The organism is Micromonospora sp. CPCC 205554 (assembly GCF_036902745.1).
Taxonomy (GTDB): Bacteria; Actinomycetota; Actinomycetes; order Mycobacteriales; family Micromonosporaceae; genus Micromonospora; species Micromonospora tulbaghiae.
On record NZ_JBAKHP010000052.1, the window covers coordinates 1 to 19,784 of the forward strand.

Genomic DNA, 19,784 nt, shown 5'->3' on the forward strand with positions numbered 1-19,784 from the left:
CCGGGGGGAGGGGCGGCCCCCCGGGGGGGGGCCGCCCCGCACGCGGGGGGGCCCCCCCCCCGGGGGGGGCGTGGCCGCCGTCGTGTTCCGGCCTCGACGCGGGTGTACGTCAGCGACCGGTGTCGCCTTCGCCGGTGCGCTGCTGCGCCATGTCGACACCCTTGTCGATCTGGTTGTCGTACTTGCCGCCGCTGCGCTTGTCGGCCGCGTCGCCCGCCTTCTCGATGCCCTGGTCGACCTGCTTGTCGTGCTTGTCCGCGAAGTCCTTGGCCTTGTCCATGAAGTCGCCCATGTCGGATCTCCTCTCGATACGTTGAATGCCTTCCCTAAGGCCGGGGGCACAAACACCGGGTGGGCGGTTGCGGCCCTGGTGTCGGATCGACCCTTGTCGGGTACCAACGGCCTCGATCGAGGAGGGCGACGTGGACGACGACGCTGGTATACCCGGGCGGGCACCGACCGCCGGACCGCGGCAGACCTGGGCCGGACTGCCCTGGCCGGTACGGACGGCGGTCACCTGGAGCGCCTGCCTGCTGGTGGTGACGGCCGGGCTGTGGCTGCTCGGGCAGATCGCCGTAATGCTCGCGCCGCTGGCGGTGGCGCTGGCCGGCACGTTCTTCCTCGCCGCGCTGCTCGACCCGGTCCTGGTACGCCTGCGCCGGCTGCGGGTGCCGGCCGGGCTCGCCGCCCTGCTGAGCATCCTGCTGCTGCTCGGCATCCTGGGCGGCGCCGGTGTCCTGGTCTGGAACCTCACGGCGAGTCAGTTCGGCGAGCTGAGCCAGCAGCTCGACGAGGGGTTGCAGCGCACCCGCGACTTCATCACGTCCAGCCTGCCGGTCACCGACCAGCAGCTCGACCGGCTCGTGGAGCAGATCCGGCAGGGCCTGAGCAGCGGTGCGCCCGACCCGGTCGCCGGGGCGCGCAAGGTCGCCGAGGTCGCGGGCGCCGTGCTGCTCGCCCTGGTGCTGCTGTTCTTCCTGCTCAAGGACGGCCGCTCGATGTGGCACTGGGTGCTGCGCCGGCTGACCGGCCCGCGCCGGGAGCTGACCGCCGAGGCGGGACGGGCGGGCTGGCGGACGCTCGGCGCGTACAGCCGGGGCACGATGATCATCGCGGCCATCGACGCCATCGGCATCGGGCTGGCCCTGGTCGTCCTGCGTGTCCCGCTGGCCCTGCCGCTCGCCCTGATCACGTTCCTCGGCGGCTTCGTACCGATCATCGGCGCCACGGTGGCCGGTGCTGTGGCGGTGCTCGTCGCGCTGGCCGCCAACGGTCCCACCACCGCGCTGCTGACGCTGGCCGCCGTGATCGCCGTCCAGCAGATCGAGGGCAACCTGCTGGAACCGCTCGTCATGCGGCGGCAGGTGCAGCTGCACCCGGCGGTCATCCTGGTGGTGGTCACGGCGGGCACACTGGTCGCCGGGGTCGCCGGTGCGTTCGTGTCGGTGCCGATCGCGGCGGTGCTGTGGCGGGTGCTGGACACAGTGCAGCGGCACCGCGCCGAAACCGGTCGCGCCGCGGGGACCGGCAGTGCTGCCGATTCCGGCAGCGCCACGGAGATCGGCAGCGCCTCCGGGCCGGACCGGGCCGTCGAAGCGGCAGGCTGACGGCCTGCGCTGAGGCCGGGTGCGATCAGGCCGGGTGCGATCAGGCGACCCGCCGGTCAGGCGGGGTGCGGTTGGCGCAGGTGCGTGGTGAACCACGTACCCGCCTGGTCCGCCACCTGCTCCAGCGTGCCGGGCTCCTCGAACAGGTGGGTGGCCCCGGGCACGATCCGCAGCTCCGCCACCTCGCCCAGCGCGTCCCGGGCCTGCTCGTTGAGCACGATCACCTGCTCGTCCAGGCCGCCGACGAGCAGCAGCGTCGGTGCGCGTACCGCGGTCAGTGAGCTGCCGGCCAGGTCGGGCCGGCCGCCTCGGGAGACCACCGCGCCCACCCGGTCCGGCCGGGCAGCGGCGGCGACGAGTGCGGCGGCGGCGCCGGTGCTGGCGCCGAACAGTCCGATCGGGAGCCGCCCCAGCTCCGCGTCGGCGCCCATCCAGTCGACGATCCCGGCCAGGCGTTCGGCCAGCATGCCGATGTCGAAGCGCAGTTCGGCGGTGACCTCGTCCCGGGCTTCCTCGTCGGCGGTCAGCAGGTCGACGAGCATCGTGGCGAGCCCGCGCTCGTTGAGCGCACGCCCGACGGCCATGTTGCGCGGGCTGTGCCGCGAGCTGCCGCTCCCGTGCGCGAACAGCACCACCCCCTGCGCCTCGGCAGGCACCACCACGTCCCCCACGAGCCCGCCGTCCACCACAGGCACCGAAACCTCACGCATTTCCCCCACCCCCGCTCTCCCTCCCCGCATACCCCCCACCCCGCCGATCAGCCGCAGAGATCTTCAATCGCGTCGATCATGAAGTTGGCGGCAGATTCCGAGATCCACAAGGCCGCTAACTTCATGATCGACGGGGAGACCAGGGGGAAACCCGACGCGTGCGGGGTTGCGTTGACGTCGGCGGCAAGGTTTAGCGTCAACCGGCGAAGAGGGACGGGGAGGGCGGCGGATGCGGATCGGGGAGCTGGCGCAGCGGGCCGGTACGAGCACCCGCACCCTGCGCTACTACGAGGCGCACGGGCTGGTCCGGCCGAACCGGTCCGCCAACGGATACCGGGTCTACGACGAGGCGGAACTACGCGTCGTCCGCGAGATCCGGTCGCTGCTGGCGATCGGCTTCGGCCTGGACGACATCCGCCCGTTCGTCGCCTGCCTGCGCGCCGGTCACGACTCCGGTGACGCCTGCCCCGATTCGGTGGCGGTGCTGCGGCGCAAGCTCGCCGATGTGGACGACTACCTCGACCGGCTCGGTGACGTCCGCCGCCGCCTGCACGACCAGCTCGCCCGCGCGATCGCCCAACGGGAGGAAACATGCCTCAGGACACGGGGACCGGCCGGCTGACCCCGGTCACCGACGACACGTTCGCGGCCATCGTGCTGGCCGCCGACCGGCCGGTCGTGGTGGACTTCTGGGCCGAATGGTGCCCGCCGTGCCGGGTGGTGTCGAAGCACCTGGCCGAGCTGGCCGAGGAGTTCGGCGACACCCTGCGCTTCGTCGCCCTCAACACCGACGAGAACCCGGCCACCGCACGCGCCCACCGGATCATGTCCGCGCCGACCATGCTGGTGTTCCGGGGCGGCGAGGTCGTCGGCTCGATCGTCGGCTCCCGCCCCAAGGACCACCTGCGGCGCAGCTTCGCCCGGCACCTGAACGGTTGAGCCGCTGCCGGGCGGGAACGCGCGGGGTGACCACGGACCCCGACCGATCGCGAGGATCGTCATGGCGAAACAGGACAGGTCCCGGGAACAGGAACTCACCGACCAGGAACGCCGCAAGCAGGAGCTGAAGGACTCGCCGGACTGGGCCGACCGCGCCTCGACGGCGCGTACGTCCGACGATCCGCGGGCCACGGCGCCGCGCGACGCCGGCGGGCGTCCGTCCAACGGCCGCCAGTTCTGAGGTACGCGTACCGAGCGGTCCCGCCCTTCGTGGCGGGGCCGCTCAGTACATGCGTTCCGGCAGGTGCATCAGCGGCGCGCGGCCCTGCGGCTGCTCCGGTTGCGGTCCGCTCGGGTGTGCCGGTGGCACCGCCACGGTGACCGGCTGCGCGGAGGTGACCCGCAGCGGCTCGCCGTGATGCCGCAGTTCCACGACGGTGTCCGGCCCGCCGTTGCGCAGCGAGTACGTCGTCTGGTGCGGCCGGACGTCGACCCGCAACCGCATCCCTTGCCACTGGAGTGAGAACTCCAGGCGGCTGAGGCGGCTGGAGAGCCGGGGCGCGAACGAGAGCATGCCGTCGTGGTCCCGCAGCCCGCCGAACCCGGCGACGAGCGCGATCCAGGCACCGGCCAGGGACGCCATGTGCACGCCGTCGCGGGTGTTCTCGTTGAGGTCGTGCAGGTCCATCAGCGCGGCCTCGCGCAGGTAGCGGTGGGCCAGTTCGAGGTAGCCGACCTCGGCCGCGAGCACCGCCTGGGTGCAGGCGCTCAGCGACGAGTCGCGTACGGTGCGCCGCTCGTAGTAGACGAAGTTGCGCAGTTTCTCGGCGGCGCTGAACGCGTCGCCCCGCCAGTGCATGGCCAGCACCAGGTCGGCCTGCTTGACGACCTGCTTGCGGTAGAGGTCGAAGTACGGGTAGTGCAGCAGCAGCGGGTACTTCTCCGGCGGCGTGTGCTCGAAGTCCCACTCCTGGAAGCGGGTGAATCCCTCCACCTGCTCGTGCACCTCGGTCTCCGCGTCGTACGGGACGTGCATGTCGTTCGCGGCGTCCCGCCACACGGCGGCCTCCTCCTCGGTGACTCCGAGGTCGAGCGCCTGGTCCCGGTAGCGCATCGCGCAGTCCGCGGCGGTACGCAGGTTCCGCTGGGCCATCAGGTTGGTGTAGACGTTGTCGTTCTTCACCGCCGTGTACTCGTCCGGGCCGGTCACGCCGTCGATGTGGAACCGTCCGGCACGGTCGTGGTGGCCGAGCGAACGCCACAGCCGGGCGGTCTCGACCAGCAGTTCCAGCCCGATCTCCCGTTCCAGCGCCTCGTCGCCGGTGACCAGCACGTAGCGGCGCAGCGCGTCGGCGACGTCGGCGGCGATGTGGAACGCGGCGGTCCCGGCCGGCCAGTACGCCGACGACTCCGGCCCTTCGATGGTGCGCCACGGGAAGGCGGCGCCTTCGAGGTTGAGAGTGCGGGCGCGTTCCTGCGCCTGGGCCAGCGTGTCGTACCGCCACTGCAACGCGTCGCGGACCGCGCTGGGCTGGGTGTACGTGAGCACCGGCAGCACGAACATCTCGGTGTCCCAGAACGCGTGGCCGTCGTACCCCGGGCCGGTGAGGCCCTTGGCCGAGATCGGCCGCCGTTCCGCGCGGGCGCCGGCCTGGAGGACGTGGAAGAGGCCGAACCGGACGGCCTGCTGCACTTCGGGGTCACCTTCGACGCGCACGTCGGCGGCGTCCCAGAACGCGTCCAGGTATTCGCGCTGGGCCCGGCGCAGCCCGTCCCAGCCGTCGAGCCGGGCCGCTGCGAGCGCCGCGCCGACCTGGTCGCGCAGCGCCGGGAGGGACCGGCGGCTGGACCAGCCGTACGTGAGGTACTTGACCACGCGGAGCGTCTGGCCGGGCTTGAGCACGCAGCCGATGGTGGTGCGGACCCAGTCCTCGTACCCCTCGCTCTCGATCGTGGTGCGTTCGGGCCCGTCGACGTCGTGGCCCATCGCGGCGGCGACCCGCAGGCCGCTGACCTTGGTCCGGTGGATGAGCTGGCCGCCGTCGTCGGTGGTCAGTTCCTCCTCGGCCTGCAACGGCGACTCCAGGACGGCGGCGACCCGGGGGTCGCGGCTCTGCGGCGGCAGCGACTCGTTGGCGACCAGCTCGGACTGGAGGATCAGGCGCAGCGGCCCGTCGACCGGTTCCACCTCGTAGTGGATGGCCGCCACCGAGCGCTGGGTGAACGACACCAGCCGGGTGGTACGGACCTTGACCTCGCGGCCGGCCGGGGAACGCCAGTGCAGGTCCCGGTGGAGCGTGCCGGCGCGCATGTCGAGGACCCGCTCGTGGGCGAGCAGTTCGCCGTAGCGCACGTCGAGCGGCTCGTCGTCCACGAGGAGCCGGATCAGCTTGCCGTTGGTGACGTTGACGATGGTCTGCCCGGATTCGGGGAAACCGAAGCCGGCCTCCGCGTACGGCAGCGGGCGCAGCTCGTAGAACGAGTTGAGGTAGGTGCCGGGCAGCCCGTGCGGCTCACCCTCGTCGAGGTTGCCGCGCAACCCGATGTGGCCGTTGGACAGCGCGAACACCGACTCGGACTGGGCCAGCACGTCCATGTCGAGCTGCATCTCCCGGACGTGCCAGGGCTCGACCGGGTACGCCCGTTCCCGGATCACGCGGCCGGCTCCGCTGCGAGAAGGTCGGCGAGGTCGGTGACCACCACGTCGGCGCCCTGCGCCAGCAGCTCGTCGGCCTGGCCGACCCGGTCGACGCCGACCACGTACCCGAATCCGCCGGCCCGCCCTGCGGCCACCCCGGCGAGGGCGTCCTCGAAGACGGCGGCCTGCGCCGGTTCGACGCCGAGCAGCCGGGCGCCTTCCAGGAACGTGTCCGGGTGCGGTTTGCCGCGCAGCCCGCTCGCGCGGGCGACCACGCCGTCCACCCGCGCCTCCAGCCAGCGGTCCAGCCCGGCGGCGTGCACCACGGCGGCGCAGTTGGCGCTGGCCGAGACGACAGCGCGGCGCAGCCCGGCCGTGGTGGCGGCCTCCAGGTAGCGCACCGAACCCTCGTACACCTCGACGCCGCGCTGCTCGATCTGCTGGAGCAGGACGACGTTCTTACGGTTGCCGAGGCCGTTGACGGTGTCCGCCTCGGGCGGGTCGTCCGGCGATCCCTCGGGCAGCGTGATGCCGCGCGAGGCCAGGAATGTGCGCACCCCGTCGGCGCGCGGTCTGCCGTCCACGTACCGGTTGTAGTCCGGTCCGGGGTCGAACGGGTGGAACGGCTCGCCGGTTTCGGCCGACCGTCGCCGCAGATACGCGTCGAACGTCTCCGCCCAGGCGGCGTTGTGCACCTTGGCGGTCTGCGTCAGCACACCGTCCAGATCGAAGAGACAAGCGCTCACGTGCGCGGGGAGGCCCAGCATCGCTTGAATCTATCCAGCCCTCGCGCCGGGCAAACACCATTCGGGGCTCAGCGGTTCGGGCGCAGCGTCCAGATCACGGTGAGCGACGAGGTGAGCGTGCCGTCCTCGGTGCGGACCTCCACCTCGACCGGGAACTCCGGCCGCCGCCCGGCGTCCAGCTCGGCCAGCACCTCGGCCGGCGTGCCGCCGAGCCGCGCCGTCGCCAGCACCGGCCCCATCGCCACCTTGCGGTAGCGGATGGTCGCGGTCACGGCCAGGGGTACGGCCCGGTCGAGCACCTGCCCGAAGGCGGCCAGCACAACCGCGCCCGAGGCGGTCTCCCCCAGCGTGAACATGGCCCCGGCGTGCGGGCCGCCCACGTGGTTGTGGTGCGCCGGGTCGTCGGGGAGCCGGACCACGGCCCGGACCCCGCCCTCGGCCTCGGGCGCCACTTCGACGAACTCGATTCCGAGCGTGCGGGCGAACGGCACGGCGTCGAGGAGACCGGCCGCCACCTGGCGAGAGTCGATGCTCATGCCCGAACGCTACTAGCCAGTAACTTCACCGGCAAGACAGTGAGCTGACGGGCCCGATGTCTCCAGCAAAGTGACATCAGGATCCTTCATCCCGCCACAGCCGTGCCACCCTCCCAAATATGAAGATTCGCGGCCCGGATACTGAGCCAGAGTAGATCTTGGTACGAAAGTGCCCCCAGAGGGGCCTTTTCCTACCAAGATCTGCGGTGCGGTGACCGGCACGCCTGCGGCATCATCAGCGCTCGGTTACCTCGGGGTGCCCTGAGCGGTCCGCGTCATGTCGTATCCCATCGCGGGGATGATCTCGCCCAGTTCCCGCTCGACGTACGCGCGCATGCCGACGTCGAGCTGGTCGTCGCGGTGCGCGAGCTTGTCCGCCTGGAACGTCGACGCGGTGACGGCGTCCTCGACGCCGAGCCGCTCGAACAGGGCCCGCCGCTGCCCGGGCCAGTCCGCCGCGAGGTCTTCCGCCTTCACCTCGACGTATCGCCTGCCCGTCAGGTCCGCCGCGTCCTTCCAGGCCAGCCATCGCTGGTAGACCGGCACGAGGTAGGCGAGCACCCCGTCGACGGTGGACGGCGCCCACGGCTGGGCCAGGTGGGAGGCGAGCACCGCCACCGGGTGACGTTTGATGTGCACGATCGTCGCCTCGGGAAACAACTCCCAGAGGAAGTCCATCGTGAAGAGGTTGAACGGCGTCTTCTCGCACCAGGTCGGCTTGCCCGCGTCGGCCGCCGCCCCGGCGAACAGGGTGTCGACCAGGCCGCGCAGGACGGCGACCAGTTCGCCCCGGTCGCGGAAGTACCTCGGCACGACCCGCCGTCGGCTGGCCGGCCCGAACGGCCCGGCGGGCCGGTCGCCGTCGCCGAAGCCCTCCGCGGGCGCGGGCTCCTCGAAGGCGTGCGCGATCACCTGCGGCCAGAGCTGGTGTACGGCGTCCCGGTAGCGCCGCTCGCCGACCAGCTCGGGCACGGTCTTGCCACGATCGTCACGCCGCCCGGGTACGCGTACCGTGAGGAAGTCGCTCAGCCGGTGCAGGGCGTCCTCACCGACGACGGGGTCGTACCGGTCGGTGAGCGCGTCGGCCAGGTCCCGCAGGCCACCGGGTTCGACGAGGAACTTGGTCTCCATCGGGATCCGGTGGATCAGCGGATGCTGGCCGATGATGTCGGCGATCCGCGACGTGCCGGAACGGCCCGTACCCGCGACGAAGACCGGTGAGGGGGACGGCATGGACGGCAGTCAAACTCCCGGCTCGGCGCAGGGGCAATCCATTTATTCCCGCCGCGATCGGCTGATCGACCTCCTGGCCGACGCGGTCGGGTCCGTCACCGTGGCGCACCCGACCCGGGTGGCCGTCGACGGGCCGCCCGCCGCCGGCAAGACCACGCTCGCCGACGAGCTGGCCGCCGTCCTGCGCGCCCAGGGTCGGTACGTCGTCCGGGCGACAGTCGACGACTTCCTCTTCCCTCGGGCGCGGCGCTATCGACGCGGCGAGTTCTCGGCCGAGGGCTGCTACGTCGACACCCACGACCACGGGGCGCTGAAGCGGGTGCTGCTCGATCCGCTCGGCCCGGGCGGCGACCGGCGCTTCCGGCACACGGTCTACGACCACGCCACGGATACGGTGCTGTCCCCACCGCTCACGACCGCTCCCGCCGACGCCGTACTGATCGTCGACGGCGTCTTCCTCCTGCGCCCGGAACTGGTCGACCGGTGGGAGCTGCGCGTCTTCGTGTCGACCGCGCTCGACCGGACCGTGGATCGTGCCGTGATCCGTGAGCGCCTGGCGTCGCCGCGCGCGGACGTCGAGCGGCGCTGGCGCGAGCGCTACCTCCCCGCCCAGCGGCTCTACTTCGCCACGGCCCGCCCCACCGAACACGCCGACGTCGTCGTGCACAACGACGACCCCGCGCAGCCGATCTGGGAGACCCGGACACGCGCGGATGGCAGGCTGGCAGCCATGGACCGGAATCGGGTGGCCGCCTGGATCGCGGCGTACGAGCAGGCGTGGCGCACACCGGGAACGGCGGCGCTCGAAACGATGTTCACGGCCGACGCGAGCTACCGGCAGGGGCCGTACCGGGATCCGGTCGTCGGCCTGCCCGCCATCACCCGCATGTGGGACAGCGAGCGCGACGGACCCGACGAGGTCTTCGAGATGACAGCGGAGATCGTCGCGGTCGACGGCGACACCGCTGTGGCACGGGTGCAGGTCCGGTACGGCGAGCCCGTCCACCAGGAGTGGCGCGACCTCTGGATCATGCGGTTCGCCGAGGACGGCCGGTGCCTGTCGTTCGAGGAGTGGCCGTACGCGCCGGAGAAGCAGGCTGCCGCCGGGTGAGAGACCGGCCGCCTATTCGGCGAATATCTCCCCCAGAATGCGTTGCGCCTCGGCTGACTCCTCCGCGTCCTCGGGGTCGTCGAAACAGCGGGAGTAGGTGGAAAGGGTCTTCCAGAGGGCCCAGCCGCGTCCGCGCGCCCACATCGCGTCGTCCACCGTCAGCCGCTTGCGAAACGCCTCCCGGCCCTCGGCGGTCAGCAACGTCCAGGCGATCGCCAGGTCGCAGGCCGGGTCACCGACGCCGCATGTCCCGAAGTCGATGACGGCCGCCAGCCGGCCGTGCGCGAGCAGCAGGTTCCCCGGGGCGATGTCGCCGTGGAACCAGCGGTCCACCCCGTCCCAGCGGGCGCCGACCGCCCGCGCCCAGATCTCGCGGACCAGCTCGCCGTCGACGTGGCCGCCCAGCGCCGCGAGCGCATGCTCGACTTTCTTGTCGTACGTGCGCAGAGTGCCGCCCCGGAACCAGTTGTGGATACCCGGCTGCGGCCCGGCGGTGGTGTCGACGCCTTGCAGGGCCGCGAGAAAGTCGGCCAGGTCGAGCGCGAATCGCACCGGGTCGGCGATACGCTCCGGCCGGGCGGTCTCGCCGTCGAGCCAGCGGTAGATCGACCACGGATACGGGTAGCCCGCACCCGGCTCGCCCTTCGCCAGCGGCGCGGGGACGGGTAGGGGCAGCCGAGCGGCGAGGGCCGGGAGCCACAGGTGTTCCTTGTCGACAGCCAGGGCGTACTCGGCAGCGCTGGGCAGGCGCACCAGCAGCTCGGGGCCGAGGTGGAAGGTCCAGTTGTCCCAGCCGCCGTTGGCGACCGGCTCGATCCGGAGGTGGGCCAGGTGCGGGAACTGGTCGGCGACCAGGCGACGCACCTGCGCCACGTCGACGGCGATGCGCCGTGGCGGCGGACCGAGATCCGGTACGTCACTCACGCCCGTTTGGTGTGCGCGACGAACGCCGCCCAGCTCGACGGCGTGAACGTCAGCGCGGGCCCCTGCCGGTCCTTGCTGTCCCGCACCCCCACCACGCCGGGCACGTTGTCCGCCACCTCGACGCAGTCGCCGCCGTTGCCGCTGCTGCGGGTGCTCTTGCGCCAGATCGCGCCGGTCAACTCCATCGCTTCGCCGCCTCCGTGATCGCCGCCAGGGTCGCCCCGTGCGGCATCCCATCAGGGTCAGGTGCGCTTGGTGTGCGCGACGAACGCCGCCCAGCTCGACGGCGTGAACGCCAACACCGGCCCCTGCCGGTCCTTGCTGTCCCGCACCCCCACCACGCCGGGCACGTTGTCCGCCACCTCGACACAGTTGCCAGAATTTCCGCTGCTGCGGGTGCTCTTACGCCAGATCGCGCCGGTCAACTCCATCGCTTCGCCGCCTCCGAGATCGCCGCCAGGGTCGCCCCGTGCGGCATCGCCTCCGCGCGGACGGACTCCCAGGTCTGCCGCAGTGAGTTCACATCCACCGTCCGCTCCACGATTGTGCCGTGCAACTGGTTATCGAGATAGCCCACGTCGTCGCCGTCGGCGGGGGTGGCGAGCACGAACGCGCCGTTGAGCCCGGGATAGGCACCGACCGTCTCCGGAACCAGGTGCAGGTGCACCCGCGGTCGGCGGCCCATCTCGACCAGATGCTCCAACTGCTCCCGCATCACCTTCGGACCGCCGACCGCACGGCTCAAAACCGAATGGTCGAGCACCGCCACGAACTGCGGAGGCGCGGGACGGTCCAGCACCGGCTGACGGGCCAGCCGCGCGGCCACCTGCTGCTCCATCGCTTCACCAACGAGTGGGCTCGCGCCCTCATGCAGCGCGCGGATGTACTCCTCGGTCTGCAACAACCCGGGAACAACCAGCGGCTCGAAGCTGCGCAGTGAGGCAGCCTCCTGCTCGATGCTCACCCACTCGCGGAACCACGGCATCAGCGCCTCCTGCATCAGCGCGTCACGGATCCGCACCAGCAGGCCGCCGCCGTTCAGCACCTCGTCGCAGCGCTCGGTGAACTCGGCGCGCGGCGCGCGACGGCACTGCTCCACGGCCGCCACCAACGAGGCCGAATAGCTCACCCGCTCGCCCAACGCCTCCTGGGTCAGCCCGGCATCGGTACGTAACCGGCGCAGCTCACCGGCGAACAGTTCCCACAACGGCACACGGATCATCTGCACACCTCTGCACACGGCTGCACACGGAAAGACGGCCGGTAGGACGGCCAGGAAGGTGGGGGTGGAACGCCTTCCGACCCTAGCGGCGCGGTGACGAGACTGTCACGCAGTGGAGCCGAATTCGTCCGGTTCCCGCTACCGAGAGGAGTTGCGCCGTGCGACTGCGCTGGTTCCGCTGCCGGGGTGCGTCGGCACCGACACTGCCCCACCGGGTACGGGGCGACAACCTGCCGGAGTGGATGCGGCAGCCGACGCGTCCACTGCCGACGATGGACCCCGGCCGGGTCGGCAACCTCACCCCGGCCCAGCAGTGGCGGGCGAACGGCGGCCGCTGGTCCGCCCCGCAGCAGCGCGGAACCAACGGCGGTCACCCGGAGCAGTTCCGGGGAGACGGCCACCACGAGGAGCGCCCGTGATCAGCCACCAGCTCGGGCAGCCGCCGGACGGGCCCACGCCGGACCGTCCCCGGCCGTATCCGCTGCACGCCACCCCGCACACGCCGCTGCGTCCGATGTGGTGCTGCCGGGCCTGCGGCCGGCCGTGGCCGTGCCCGATGGCCCGGCTGCTGCTCAAGACCGAGTACGAGGACAACCAGATCGGCCTGGCCATCTACCTGTGCGGACTGTTCTACGAGGCGACGCGCGACCTCTACCGGCTGAACCCGGACGACGCGCCCGCCCCCGCCGACATGTTCGCCCGCTTCGTCGCCTGGGGCCCGCACCGACGGCCGATCATCCCCGGATGAGCCACCCCATCCGCGGACGAGACCGGCGGCTCACCGCCAGCCGACGTCGATCCGGTCGCCGCGCTCGTCGAAGAAGTGCAGCGCGTCCATCCGTACCTGCACGGCGAGCGGGTGCCCGGGCGACACCTGCGGGTACGGCGCGAGCCGTACCGCCAGTTCCGCCGGACGACGGTGATGGCGGCCCGGGTCGGGCAGCACGCTGGTGCGGTTGCCGCCGCCCCCGCCGGCCGCCGGGGCCGGGGCCGACGCCTCCGTCGCGCGGCCGGTGAGCCGCTGCATCACCTGGTTGAACCGGCGCAGGCCGCGCTGACCCGGTGCGGCCTGCTCCACCGGCGTGCCCATCTCGTCCACGACGATCGCCGTGGCGCCGATGTCGAGGAACGCGAGCGACTCGTGGCCGTGGTGCTCCAGGTAGCGGATGCGCCCGTGCAGCACGTCACCGGCGGTGTCCGGGGCGACCGGGGTGAGCGCCTCGGCGCGCATGCCGACCACGATCCGCTCACCGTGGTAGTGCGCCACCGCACGGCTGCGGATGTCGTCCCAGGGCAGGTAGAGCGACTGCTCGCCGAGGTTCAGCGCGACGTACCGGTCCAGGTGGACGTAGACCGACGCCTCCAGCAGGTTCATCCGCGGGCTGCCGAGGAACGCGGCGACGTAGAGCGTGGCCGGACGCCCGTACACCTGGGTGGGGGTGCCCACGTCCTGGAGCACGCCCTTGCGCATGATGGCGACCCGGTCGGCCATGGTCAGCGCCTCGGCCTGGTCGTGGGTCACGTAGATGGTGGTGACGCCCAGCTCGCGGGTGAGGCCGGAGATCTCCGCCCGCAGCTCGGCGCGCAGCCCGCTGTCCAGGTTCGACAGTGGCTCGTCCATCAGGAACAGGCCGGGCCGGCGCACTATCGCCCGCCCCATCGCGACCCGCTGCCGCTGACCGCCGGAGAGCTGGCTGGGCTTGCGCCCGAGCACGTCGCCGATGCCGAGCGCGCTCGCCACGTCCTGGATCCGCTCGCCGCGCGGGCCGGGCTCGACGCCGGAGAGCCGCAGCGGGAAGCCGATGTTGTCCCCGACTGTCATGTGCGGATAGAGCGCGAAGTCCTGGAAGACCATGGCGATCTTCCGGTCGCGTGGTGGCAGGTCGTTCGCCAGCTCACCGCCGAGCATGATGGCGCCGGAGGACGGGTCCTCCAGCCCGGCCACCATGCGCAGCACTGTCGATTTCCCGCATCCCGACGGGCCGAGAAGCACCATGAACTCGCCGTCGTTGACGTCCAGATTGATGGTGTCGACCGCGACTGTTCCGTCCGGGAACACCTTGGTGACATCCTTGAGCGCGACGGTCGCCACCGTCACCTCCCCAGTTCTTCGCCCCAAACCCGGGAATGACTGTGACCAGGATCATCTGATTCGCACATCGGGTAAACGTGCCATGTTCAGCTCGTGACAGTCCTATTAAGCGGTATTCGCCGGTCTCTGTAGTTAAGTGACCTGCCGGTAACCCCTTTTACGGCGATTCGCCGAGGAACACGTGGCGCACCACGCGCTCGGCGGCGTGCCCGTCGTCGAGCGCGCAGAACCGCGACCGGAACGCCGTCCGGGCCGACCCGGCCGCCTCGTCGTCGACCGCGCCGGAACGGAACACGTCGAGCAGCCCGGGGAAATCCCGCGCGACCGCGCCGGGCGGCTCGGCCAGGAGGTCGAAGTAGACGCCACGGGCGACCCGGTAGGCGTCCCAGTCCGGCGCGTAGACCACGATCGGCCGGTCCAGCACGGCGTAGTCGAACATTGCCGAGGAATAGTCGGTGACCAACACGTCCGCCGCCAGGTAGAGGTCCTCCACCCGGTCGTACGCGCTCACGTCCAGCACGCCGTCCGAGGCCGGCCCCCGGGGATGCCGCTCCCGGTCGTGGAAGTAGTGGCTGCGCATCAGCAGCCGGCCCCGCGGCCCGAGGACGTCGAGCATCCGATCCGGGTCGAACGGTGGCCGCCACCCGGGCAGATGCTCCCGGTGCGTCGGCGCGTAGAGCACCACGTACTCGTCGGGTGCGATGCCCAGCGCGGCGCGGACCTGGCCGCGGTCCTCGGCGGTGGCCAGCGCCAGCCGGTCGTTGCGCGGGTAGCCGACCTCCAGCGTGGTGTAGTCCGCCGGGTACGCCCGCTCCCACATCTGCGTCGAGAAGCTGTTCGAGGTGATGCTGTAGTCCCAGCGGTCCACCCGGCGCAGCAGGCCGGCGAAGTTCATCCCCACCGCGCCCACCGGGTAGCGCTGCTGGTCCAGGCCCATCACCTTCACCGGCGTGCCGTGGTGGGTCTGCACGTGCACCGAGCCGGGCCGCTTGCGCACGAAGTCCGGGAAGTTGACGTTGTTGACCAGCCAGCGGGCGCGGGCCAGCACGCGGTGGTACTCACGGCTGCCGGCCACCACGTACTCGACACCCGGCGGCAACGCGGCCACCCGGTCGCGCCTGACGATCCACACGCCGCGCACCTGCGGCGCGAGCCGGCGGGCCGCCTCGTAGATCGCCGCCGGGTTGCACGAGTAACCCCGGTACCAGTAGGCCGCGTACACGGCGAGCGTCGGGTCGATCGGCCGGTGCAGCTCGGCCCGGTAGTACTCGCCCAGCGCCAGGTCACGGGCCCGCCGGGCGGTACGCCGTACCACCGGCGTCACCCGTCGCCGGGCCCGCCGCGCGGTCCGCCGGGCCGTCTCGCCCGCCTGGTGCGCCTCGCGCAACGCGCTGAACGTCCGCCAGCGCCCGGCCGCCACCAGCCGGTGCTTGAGCCCTTCCGGGCCGGGCGGGACCGGGTAGCCCTCGGGTGGCAGGAACCGCACGTAGTCGGCGTGCATCTGGGCGAAGAACGGCGCCCGCAGCTCGGGCGCGATCCGGTCGCCGTTGCCGAGCACCGTGAGGTAGTGCCAGATCATCCGCTCGAAGACCGCCGGCCGCAGCCCGGTCACCCTCCAGCGGTCCATCAGCCCGAACACCCGGTGCCACTGCGCGAAGACCTCGAAGTGCCGGTCCCCCCGGGTCTTCGTGATCGCGCCGGTGCGGCGCTGCCGGTAGTTCAGGCAGATCCGGTCGAGTACGCCGATCCGCCCGGCCGCCATCAGCGCCGGATAGCTGAACGAGACGTCCTCGTACCAGCCCGGTTCGAAGCGCAGCCCGCGTTCGAGCAGGAACTCCCGGCGCACCACCCGGTTCCACGCGGTGTGCAGCAGCTTCAGCGTCTCCGGCCGGTCCCGCAGCGGGAACGTCGTCGCGCCCGGCGGCTCGGGGAACACGTCGCGCATCGCGCTGCGGGTGCCGATGTTGTTCCAGTGCGCCCGGACGTGGTCGACGATCAGCACGTCCGGCGCGGTGTCGCGGAGCCGGTCCGCGACGTGCGGCAGGCAGCCGGGCACCAGCCAGTCGTCCCCGTCGACGAACCACACGTACTCGCCGACGGCCCGGTCCAGCCCGATGTTGCGGGCCGGACCGAGCCCGACGTTCTCGGCGAGGCGCACCGGGTGGACCCGGGGGTCGCGGAGCGCGTACTCGGCCAGGATCTCGCCGCTGTCGTCCGGAGAGGCGTCGTCGACCCCGATCACCTCGATGTCGCCGAACGGCTGGCCGAGGATCGAGTCGAGACATTCCCGCAGGTAGCCCTGCACCTTGAAGGCCGGAACGACGAAGCTGATCAAGGTCACCCCGGCCCGCCCTCCGTCAGCCCGGCGAGCGCACACCCCCACGGGCGCGGGCCGGCAGGACCACCCAGGCGAGGACCACGCTCGCGACAAAAACCACGAGAAGGTACGCACCGAGTGTAGCCAGAGCGATACTCGCATATCCGGCGATCAGCCCGATTGCCAGCAGCAGCGAACGCCCCGGCCAGCCCAGCGTGGCGGTGTGCAGCGGCGGCGCCGACTGCCGCTTCTCCAGCCGGGCGGTCAGGTCGTAGTGCAGCAGCGTGAGCACCAGGACGTACCCGAAGATCAACCAGGCCGGCGCCCGGCCCGCCACCCCGACCGCGATGGCGAACAGGTACTCGGCGGCCCGCAACGCGGCCGGCACCAGCCAGTCCAGCGACCCGTCGTGCGGCGCCCGCGAGCCCTGCGCGGCCCCCAGCAGGAGCACCAGCGCGAGCACCGGCACCCAGACCGGCAGGTCGCCGCCGCCGTGCACCGCGAGCAGCGCCCACACCAGCGTCCCCGCCGCGCCGAGCGCGCCGAGCACCGCCAGCAGCAGCGGCCGCCGCGCGGTCGGCAGCGTCCGCGCCAGCAGGCCGTCGTCGCGGTGCAGACCCGCGTCCACAGTGGTCAGCACCGGCACCCGCATCCACCGCGCCCGCAAGGTCCGCAACCCCCCGGTGTACGCGAACGCCAGCGTCCCCCAGACCAGCACCGCGACCAGCGCCACCAGCGGCCCGAACAGCGCGGCGGCAATGGCGATCAACGCCCACCGCTCACCGATCGGGAACACCACGGTGCGCTTCAGCCAGTACGACACCGAGCCGGTGTCCGCCTGCACCCGCGTCGACGCGGCGTTCAGCTTCCCGCCGATGCCGCCCGCGTCGGCGCTCACCACCTTCGGCCGCCGGGCCGCCTCGTCGTGCAGCGCGCCGTACCACGTGTCGGTCATGTGCCGCACCGTCTGCAACGTCATCGCGGCCAGCGCCAGCGCCCAGCCGTACCGGAACCCGGCGTGCGTGGCACCGAAGCCGAGACCGGCGTAGACCACGTACTCCTTGAACCGGTCGGCCATCGTGTCCAGCCAGCCGCCCCAGGCGCTGAAGTGCCGGGTGTAGCGGGCGAGCTGCCCGTCCACGCAGTCCAGCACGAAACCCAGGTAGAGCAGGACCGCGCCGGCCACCAGCGCGGGCCGTCCACCCGTGTCGAACAGCACCGCCGCGGCCACCGCGAACGCCACCGAGACCATGGTGACCCCGGTCGGGCCGATCCCGATCCGGGCCGCCGCCTTCGTGACGTATGGGGACCAGGTGCTGACGAAGAACGTGGTGAAGAAGTCGTCCCGCTCCTTCACCGACAGCTTCAGCTCGGCCCGGTCCTCGTCGACGGCGGCCACCGCCGCCTCGGCCGCCTCCCGCTGCGCCTCGTCGCCGACCCGGTGCGCCACGAGCAGACGTACCCGATGGGCGAAGATCAGCGTGCCGCGGGCGGCGAGGTCGGCCACGAGCCGGTCCACCGCGCCCAGCGGCCCGCCGCCTGCGGCGCGGCGGGCGGCGTCGGCGAGCGCGGGCAGGTCGGCCGCGCCCACCCGCAGCGCGCCGCCGAACACGCCGCTCGGGTCGGCGGCGCCGACCTCGACCACCTGGCCGCGCTCCTCACGCACGGTGGCCTGCCCGGGGGCGGGCGGATCGGTGAGCACCAGCGCCACCGTCGGCCCCACCGGGCTGGTCGCGAGATGCTTGAGTACGGCCGTGTGCGCCACCAGATCGGCGCCGCTCACCAGCACCGGGCCGGTCACGGCGGCCACCAGGTCGGCCAGTTCGGTCAGGTCGGCGGCGATACGCACGTCGTCCGCCCCGGCCCGGCGCCACTGCGCGGCCAGGCGCTCGGTGAGTGGTTCCCCGGCAGGTCGGCCGGGTTCGGTGAGCCGGCCCGCCGCCGGGTCGGCGGCGAGCACGATCGCGAGCGTCACCGCTTCGCCGCGTCGGCGTAGGCGGCCAGCGCCTCGTCGATCGTCCCGTCGACGATCAGCCGTCCGGCGTCGAGGTAGAGCCCCCGACGGCAGAACCGGGTGAGGTCCTTGTCGTTGTGTGACACCAGCACCAGCGTGCGCCCTTCCGCGAGAAGTCGCTCGATGGTCGCATAGCACTTCGCGCGGAACTCCGCGTCCCCGACCGCCGTCACCTCGTCCACAAGCAGTACGGGGTGCGGCAGGTGCGCGATCACCGCGAAGCCCAGCCGCACCTTCATCCCCGACGAGTAGTGCCGCACCGACGTGTCGATGGCGCGTTCCACCTGCTCACCGGCGAACGAGACGATCTCGTCGAAGTGCTCCCGCAGGTACGCCGACGACAGCCCGTGCAGCCCGCCCACCAGGTACAGGTTCTCCCGGCCGGTCAGGTCGCCGGAGAACCCGGCGGACAGTTCGAGCAGCGGGGCCACCCGGCCGTGCACCCGGATCGAGCCCTCGTCCGGGATGAGCACACCGGCGATCAGCCGCAGCAGCGTGCTCTTGCCGGTGCCGTTACGGCCCACCACGCCCACCGTCTCGCCCGGCTCGATCCGGAACGACAGGTCGCGCAACGGCCAGAACCGGCCCGCGTCCGGGTCGCGGGCGCCCCGGTGCACGATCAGCTCCCGCAGCCGCAACTGGCGGCGCCGGTTGCGGACGAACCGGATGCCGAGCCCGTCCGCCTCGATGATCGGCGCCATTCAGAGTTCCTTCAGCACTGCCGGTTCGAGGCGGTGGAACGCCCACCAGCCCAGCGCCAGCACCAGCACGCTGCCGGACACCGTGATCGTGAGCAGCCGGGCGTCGGGGAACTCGTCCGGATACCAGACCGCGTGGTGCAGCTGGAAGATCCCGACCAGCGGGTTCAGCTCGTACCCGATCTTGAGCCAGCCCGGCATGCCCGACTCCCGCACCAGGTCGAGCGGGTAGATGATCGGGGTCGCGTAGAACAGCAGCCGGATGATCAGCCGCATGGTGCGCTCGATGTCGCGCATCAGCACGTTGCCCGCCGACAGCAGCAGCGCCAGGCCCACCAGCAGCACGAACTGCACCGCCACCGCGAGCGGCAGCGCCAGCAGGCTCCAGCCGGGGCGGATCTTCCCCTGGCTCGCGTAGATCGCCGCGACGGCGACCAGGATCGGCAGCCCGGCCAGGTACTCGGCGAAGCGCCCGGTGACCCGCCCGATGGGGAAGATCGGCCGGGGCAGGTTCATCGTGGTGATCAGCCGGGACTGCCCGGTGAGGGCGTTCGCCGCCTCGGTCAGCGCCGAACTCGCCCACATCCAGGCGAAGATCCCGGTGATCAGGAACAGCGGGTACGACCCGGCCGCCTCGCCCAGGTGCCGCCGGGTCGCGCCGGAGTAGAGCACGCCGAAGACGAACCAGTAGATCAGGCCCATGCCGAGCGGCTCGATCAGCGACCAGAAGTAGCCCAGCACCGACTGCTGGTACTTCACCGCGAGATCCCGGCGGACCAGGATGCGCAGCGAGGTGCGGGCGGACCAGAGCGCCGCGACGCCTGACGTCACCGCATGATGGTCGCTTTGTCAGTAGCGCTCCAGGGACGGGTGTGGGCCGGGATCACCCCAACGAGGTCAGCACTCGATCACGTTGACGGCGAGCCCGCCCCGCGCGGTCTCCTTGTACTTGACCTTCATGTCCGCGCCGGTCTCCCGCATGGTCTTGATGACCTTG

At 71.9% G+C, this 19,784-nt stretch carries 23 protein-coding genes and 1 pseudogene; 8 read left to right on the top strand and 16 right to left on the bottom strand.

The window, feature by feature from the left end; genetic code table 11:
- Positions 1–109 precede the first annotated feature (109 nt).
- Positions 110–292, bottom strand: a complete 183-nt coding sequence (locus tag V6U82_RS30925; protein WP_128137877.1) for an antitoxin — start codon at positions 290–292, stop codon at positions 110–112.
- A gap of 130 nt (positions 293–422) precedes the next feature.
- Here V6U82_RS30925 and V6U82_RS30930 point away from each other — a divergent pair, with 130 nt between their 5' ends.
- On the top strand, positions 423–1,607 hold the full coding sequence (locus tag V6U82_RS30930; RefSeq protein WP_334467501.1) for an AI-2E family transporter: 1,185 nt from the start codon (positions 423–425) through the stop codon (positions 1,605–1,607).
- A gap of 56 nt (positions 1,608–1,663) precedes the next feature.
- On the opposite strand, the gene V6U82_RS30935 is transcribed toward V6U82_RS30930, so the two are convergent.
- The gene (locus V6U82_RS30935; RefSeq protein WP_334467502.1) at positions 1,664–2,317 is read right to left on the bottom strand and encodes a dienelactone hydrolase family protein; all 654 of its coding nucleotides are present in this window, start codon (positions 2,315–2,317) and stop codon (positions 1,664–1,666) included.
- 229 nt (positions 2,318–2,546) lie between these two features.
- Here V6U82_RS30935 and V6U82_RS30940 point away from each other — a divergent pair, with 229 nt between their 5' ends.
- From V6U82_RS30940 to V6U82_RS30950, 3 genes are all read left to right on the top strand, one after another.
- Complete coding sequence (locus V6U82_RS30940; protein WP_334467504.1) at positions 2,547–2,939, top strand: MerR family transcriptional regulator; 393 nt, start codon at positions 2,547–2,549, stop codon at positions 2,937–2,939.
- Positions 2,909–3,256, top strand: coding sequence for a thioredoxin family protein (locus V6U82_RS30945; RefSeq protein ID WP_334467506.1), 348 nt, complete (start codon positions 2,909–2,911; stop codon positions 3,254–3,256). Before V6U82_RS30940 ends, V6U82_RS30945 begins: the two co-directional genes overlap by 31 nt.
- Positions 3,257–3,317: 61 nt before the next feature.
- Positions 3,318–3,497, top strand: a complete 180-nt coding sequence (locus V6U82_RS30950) for a hypothetical protein (protein ID WP_071097001.1) — start codon at positions 3,318–3,320, stop codon at positions 3,495–3,497.
- Between the two features lie 42 nt (positions 3,498–3,539).
- Here V6U82_RS30950 and V6U82_RS30955 read toward each other — a convergent pair whose 3' ends face one another.
- From V6U82_RS30955 to V6U82_RS30970, 4 genes are all read right to left on the bottom strand, one after another.
- Positions 3,540–5,912 carry a glycoside hydrolase family 65 protein gene (locus tag V6U82_RS30955; RefSeq protein ID WP_334467509.1) on the bottom strand — a complete coding sequence of 791 codons (2,373 nt, stop codon included), beginning with the start codon at positions 5,910–5,912 and terminating at the stop codon, positions 3,540–3,542.
- Positions 5,909–6,661, bottom strand: a complete 753-nt coding sequence (locus tag V6U82_RS30960) for an HAD family hydrolase (RefSeq protein WP_334467510.1) — start codon at positions 6,659–6,661, stop codon at positions 5,909–5,911. The genes V6U82_RS30955 and V6U82_RS30960 overlap by 4 nt, the downstream gene beginning before the upstream one ends.
- 47 nt (positions 6,662–6,708) lie before the next feature.
- Positions 6,709–7,176: a DUF4442 domain-containing protein gene (locus V6U82_RS30965; RefSeq protein ID WP_128136954.1), complete on the bottom strand. Its 468-nt coding sequence runs from the start codon at positions 7,174–7,176 to the stop codon at positions 6,709–6,711.
- 246 nt (positions 7,177–7,422) lie between these two features.
- The gene (locus tag V6U82_RS30970) at positions 7,423–8,409 is read right to left on the bottom strand and encodes a sulfotransferase family protein (RefSeq protein ID WP_334467512.1); all 987 of its coding nucleotides are present in this window, start codon (positions 8,407–8,409) and stop codon (positions 7,423–7,425) included.
- Between V6U82_RS30970 and V6U82_RS30975 the strand changes: the two are divergent.
- Positions 8,408–9,118 (top strand): annotated as a pseudogene (locus tag V6U82_RS30975) (nuclear transport factor 2 family protein); the annotation flags it as partial. The gene V6U82_RS30970 and the pseudogene V6U82_RS30975 overlap by 2 nt on opposite strands.
- 21 nt (positions 9,119–9,139) lie before the next feature.
- Positions 9,140–9,520, top strand: a complete 381-nt coding sequence (locus tag V6U82_RS30980; protein WP_181726554.1) for a YybH family protein — start codon at positions 9,140–9,142, stop codon at positions 9,518–9,520.
- 12 nt (positions 9,521–9,532) lie between these two features.
- Here the strand turns inward: V6U82_RS30980 and V6U82_RS30985 are convergent, their stop codons facing one another.
- Genes V6U82_RS30985 through V6U82_RS31000 form a run of 4 tightly spaced genes read right to left on the bottom strand, consistent with a single transcriptional unit; the run spans position 9,533 to position 11,666 of the window.
- Complete coding sequence (locus tag V6U82_RS30985; protein ID WP_128136958.1) at positions 9,533–10,444, bottom strand: aminoglycoside phosphotransferase family protein; 912 nt, start codon at positions 10,442–10,444, stop codon at positions 9,533–9,535.
- Complete coding sequence (locus V6U82_RS30990; protein ID WP_334467515.1) at positions 10,441–10,629, bottom strand: DUF397 domain-containing protein; 189 nt, start codon at positions 10,627–10,629, stop codon at positions 10,441–10,443. Before V6U82_RS30990 ends, V6U82_RS30985 begins: the two co-directional genes overlap by 4 nt.
- A gap of 57 nt (positions 10,630–10,686) precedes the next feature.
- Positions 10,687–10,875: a DUF397 domain-containing protein gene (locus V6U82_RS30995; RefSeq protein ID WP_334467517.1), complete on the bottom strand. Its 189-nt coding sequence runs from the start codon at positions 10,873–10,875 to the stop codon at positions 10,687–10,689.
- Complete coding sequence (locus V6U82_RS31000; protein ID WP_151012868.1) at positions 10,866–11,666, bottom strand: helix-turn-helix domain-containing protein; 801 nt, start codon at positions 11,664–11,666, stop codon at positions 10,866–10,868. The genes V6U82_RS30995 and V6U82_RS31000 overlap by 10 nt, the downstream gene beginning before the upstream one ends.
- A gap of 158 nt (positions 11,667–11,824) precedes the next feature.
- On the opposite strand from V6U82_RS31000, the gene V6U82_RS31005 reads away from it, so the two are divergent.
- On the top strand, positions 11,825–12,085 hold the full coding sequence (locus V6U82_RS31005) for a hypothetical protein (RefSeq protein ID WP_334467521.1): 261 nt from the start codon (positions 11,825–11,827) through the stop codon (positions 12,083–12,085).
- Positions 12,082–12,414, top strand: a complete 333-nt coding sequence (locus V6U82_RS31010) for a hypothetical protein (RefSeq protein WP_128136962.1) — start codon at positions 12,082–12,084, stop codon at positions 12,412–12,414. The genes V6U82_RS31005 and V6U82_RS31010 overlap by 4 nt, the downstream gene beginning before the upstream one ends.
- Before the next feature lie 30 nt (positions 12,415–12,444).
- Here V6U82_RS31010 and V6U82_RS31015 read toward each other — a convergent pair whose 3' ends face one another.
- The 6 genes from V6U82_RS31015 to V6U82_RS31040 all read right to left on the bottom strand — a co-directional run.
- Entirely contained in the window at positions 12,445–13,758 is a 1,314-nt protein-coding gene (locus V6U82_RS31015; RefSeq protein ID WP_128136963.1) for an ABC transporter ATP-binding protein, read from the bottom strand.
- Positions 13,759–13,915: 157 nt separating this feature from the next.
- Positions 13,916–16,099, bottom strand: coding sequence for a bifunctional glycosyltransferase/CDP-glycerol:glycerophosphate glycerophosphotransferase (locus V6U82_RS31020; protein WP_334467524.1), 2,184 nt, complete (start codon positions 16,097–16,099; stop codon positions 13,916–13,918).
- A 16-nt stretch (positions 16,100–16,115) separates the two neighbouring features.
- The gene (locus V6U82_RS31025; RefSeq protein WP_442933484.1) at positions 16,116–18,050 is read right to left on the bottom strand and encodes a DUF5941 domain-containing protein; all 1,935 of its coding nucleotides are present in this window, start codon (positions 18,048–18,050) and stop codon (positions 16,116–16,118) included.
- The gene (locus V6U82_RS31030) at positions 18,047–18,790 is read right to left on the bottom strand and encodes an ABC transporter ATP-binding protein (RefSeq protein ID WP_030503547.1); all 744 of its coding nucleotides are present in this window, start codon (positions 18,788–18,790) and stop codon (positions 18,047–18,049) included. The genes V6U82_RS31025 and V6U82_RS31030 overlap by 4 nt, the downstream gene beginning before the upstream one ends.
- Positions 18,791–19,618 carry an ABC transporter permease gene (locus tag V6U82_RS31035; RefSeq protein WP_334467528.1) on the bottom strand — a complete coding sequence of 276 codons (828 nt, stop codon included), beginning with the start codon at positions 19,616–19,618 and terminating at the stop codon, positions 18,791–18,793.
- A gap of 66 nt (positions 19,619–19,684) precedes the next feature.
- Positions 19,685–19,784, bottom strand: a 100-nt coding sequence (locus V6U82_RS31040; RefSeq protein WP_147252911.1) for an L-serine ammonia-lyase, iron-sulfur-dependent, subunit alpha, incomplete at its 5' end; no start/stop codon positions are given.

Coding starts and splice junctions, on each gene's coding strand:
- V6U82_RS30970 (WP_334467512.1), bottom strand. CDS start 8,409: ATGCCGTCCCCCTCACCGGTCTTCGTCGCGGGTACGGGCCGTTCCGGC.
- V6U82_RS31030 (WP_030503547.1), bottom strand. CDS start 18,790: ATGGCGCCGATCATCGAGGCGGACGGGCTCGGCATCCGGTTCGTCCGC.
- V6U82_RS31000 (WP_151012868.1), bottom strand. CDS start 11,666: ATGATCCGTGTGCCGTTGTGGGAACTGTTCGCCGGTGAGCTGCGCCGG.
- V6U82_RS30940 (WP_334467504.1), top strand. CDS start 2,547: ATGCGGATCGGGGAGCTGGCGCAGCGGGCCGGTACGAGCACCCGCACC.
- V6U82_RS30945 (WP_334467506.1), top strand. CDS start 2,909: ATGCCTCAGGACACGGGGACCGGCCGGCTGACCCCGGTCACCGACGAC.
- V6U82_RS30965 (WP_128136954.1), bottom strand. CDS start 7,176: ATGAGCATCGACTCTCGCCAGGTGGCGGCCGGTCTCCTCGACGCCGTG.
- V6U82_RS30980 (WP_181726554.1), top strand. CDS start 9,140: ATGGACCGGAATCGGGTGGCCGCCTGGATCGCGGCGTACGAGCAGGCG.
- V6U82_RS30990 (WP_334467515.1), bottom strand. CDS start 10,629: ATGGAGTTGACCGGCGCGATCTGGCGCAAGAGCACCCGCAGCAGCGGC.
- V6U82_RS30950 (WP_071097001.1), top strand. CDS start 3,318: ATGGCGAAACAGGACAGGTCCCGGGAACAGGAACTCACCGACCAGGAA.
- V6U82_RS30960 (WP_334467510.1), bottom strand. CDS start 6,661: ATGCTGGGCCTCCCCGCGCACGTGAGCGCTTGTCTCTTCGATCTGGAC.
- V6U82_RS30925 (WP_128137877.1), bottom strand. CDS start 292: ATGGGCGACTTCATGGACAAGGCCAAGGACTTCGCGGACAAGCACGAC.
- V6U82_RS30995 (WP_334467517.1), bottom strand. CDS start 10,875: ATGGAGTTGACCGGCGCGATCTGGCGTAAGAGCACCCGCAGCAGCGGA.
- V6U82_RS30935 (WP_334467502.1), bottom strand. CDS start 2,317: ATGCGTGAGGTTTCGGTGCCTGTGGTGGACGGCGGGCTCGTGGGGGAC.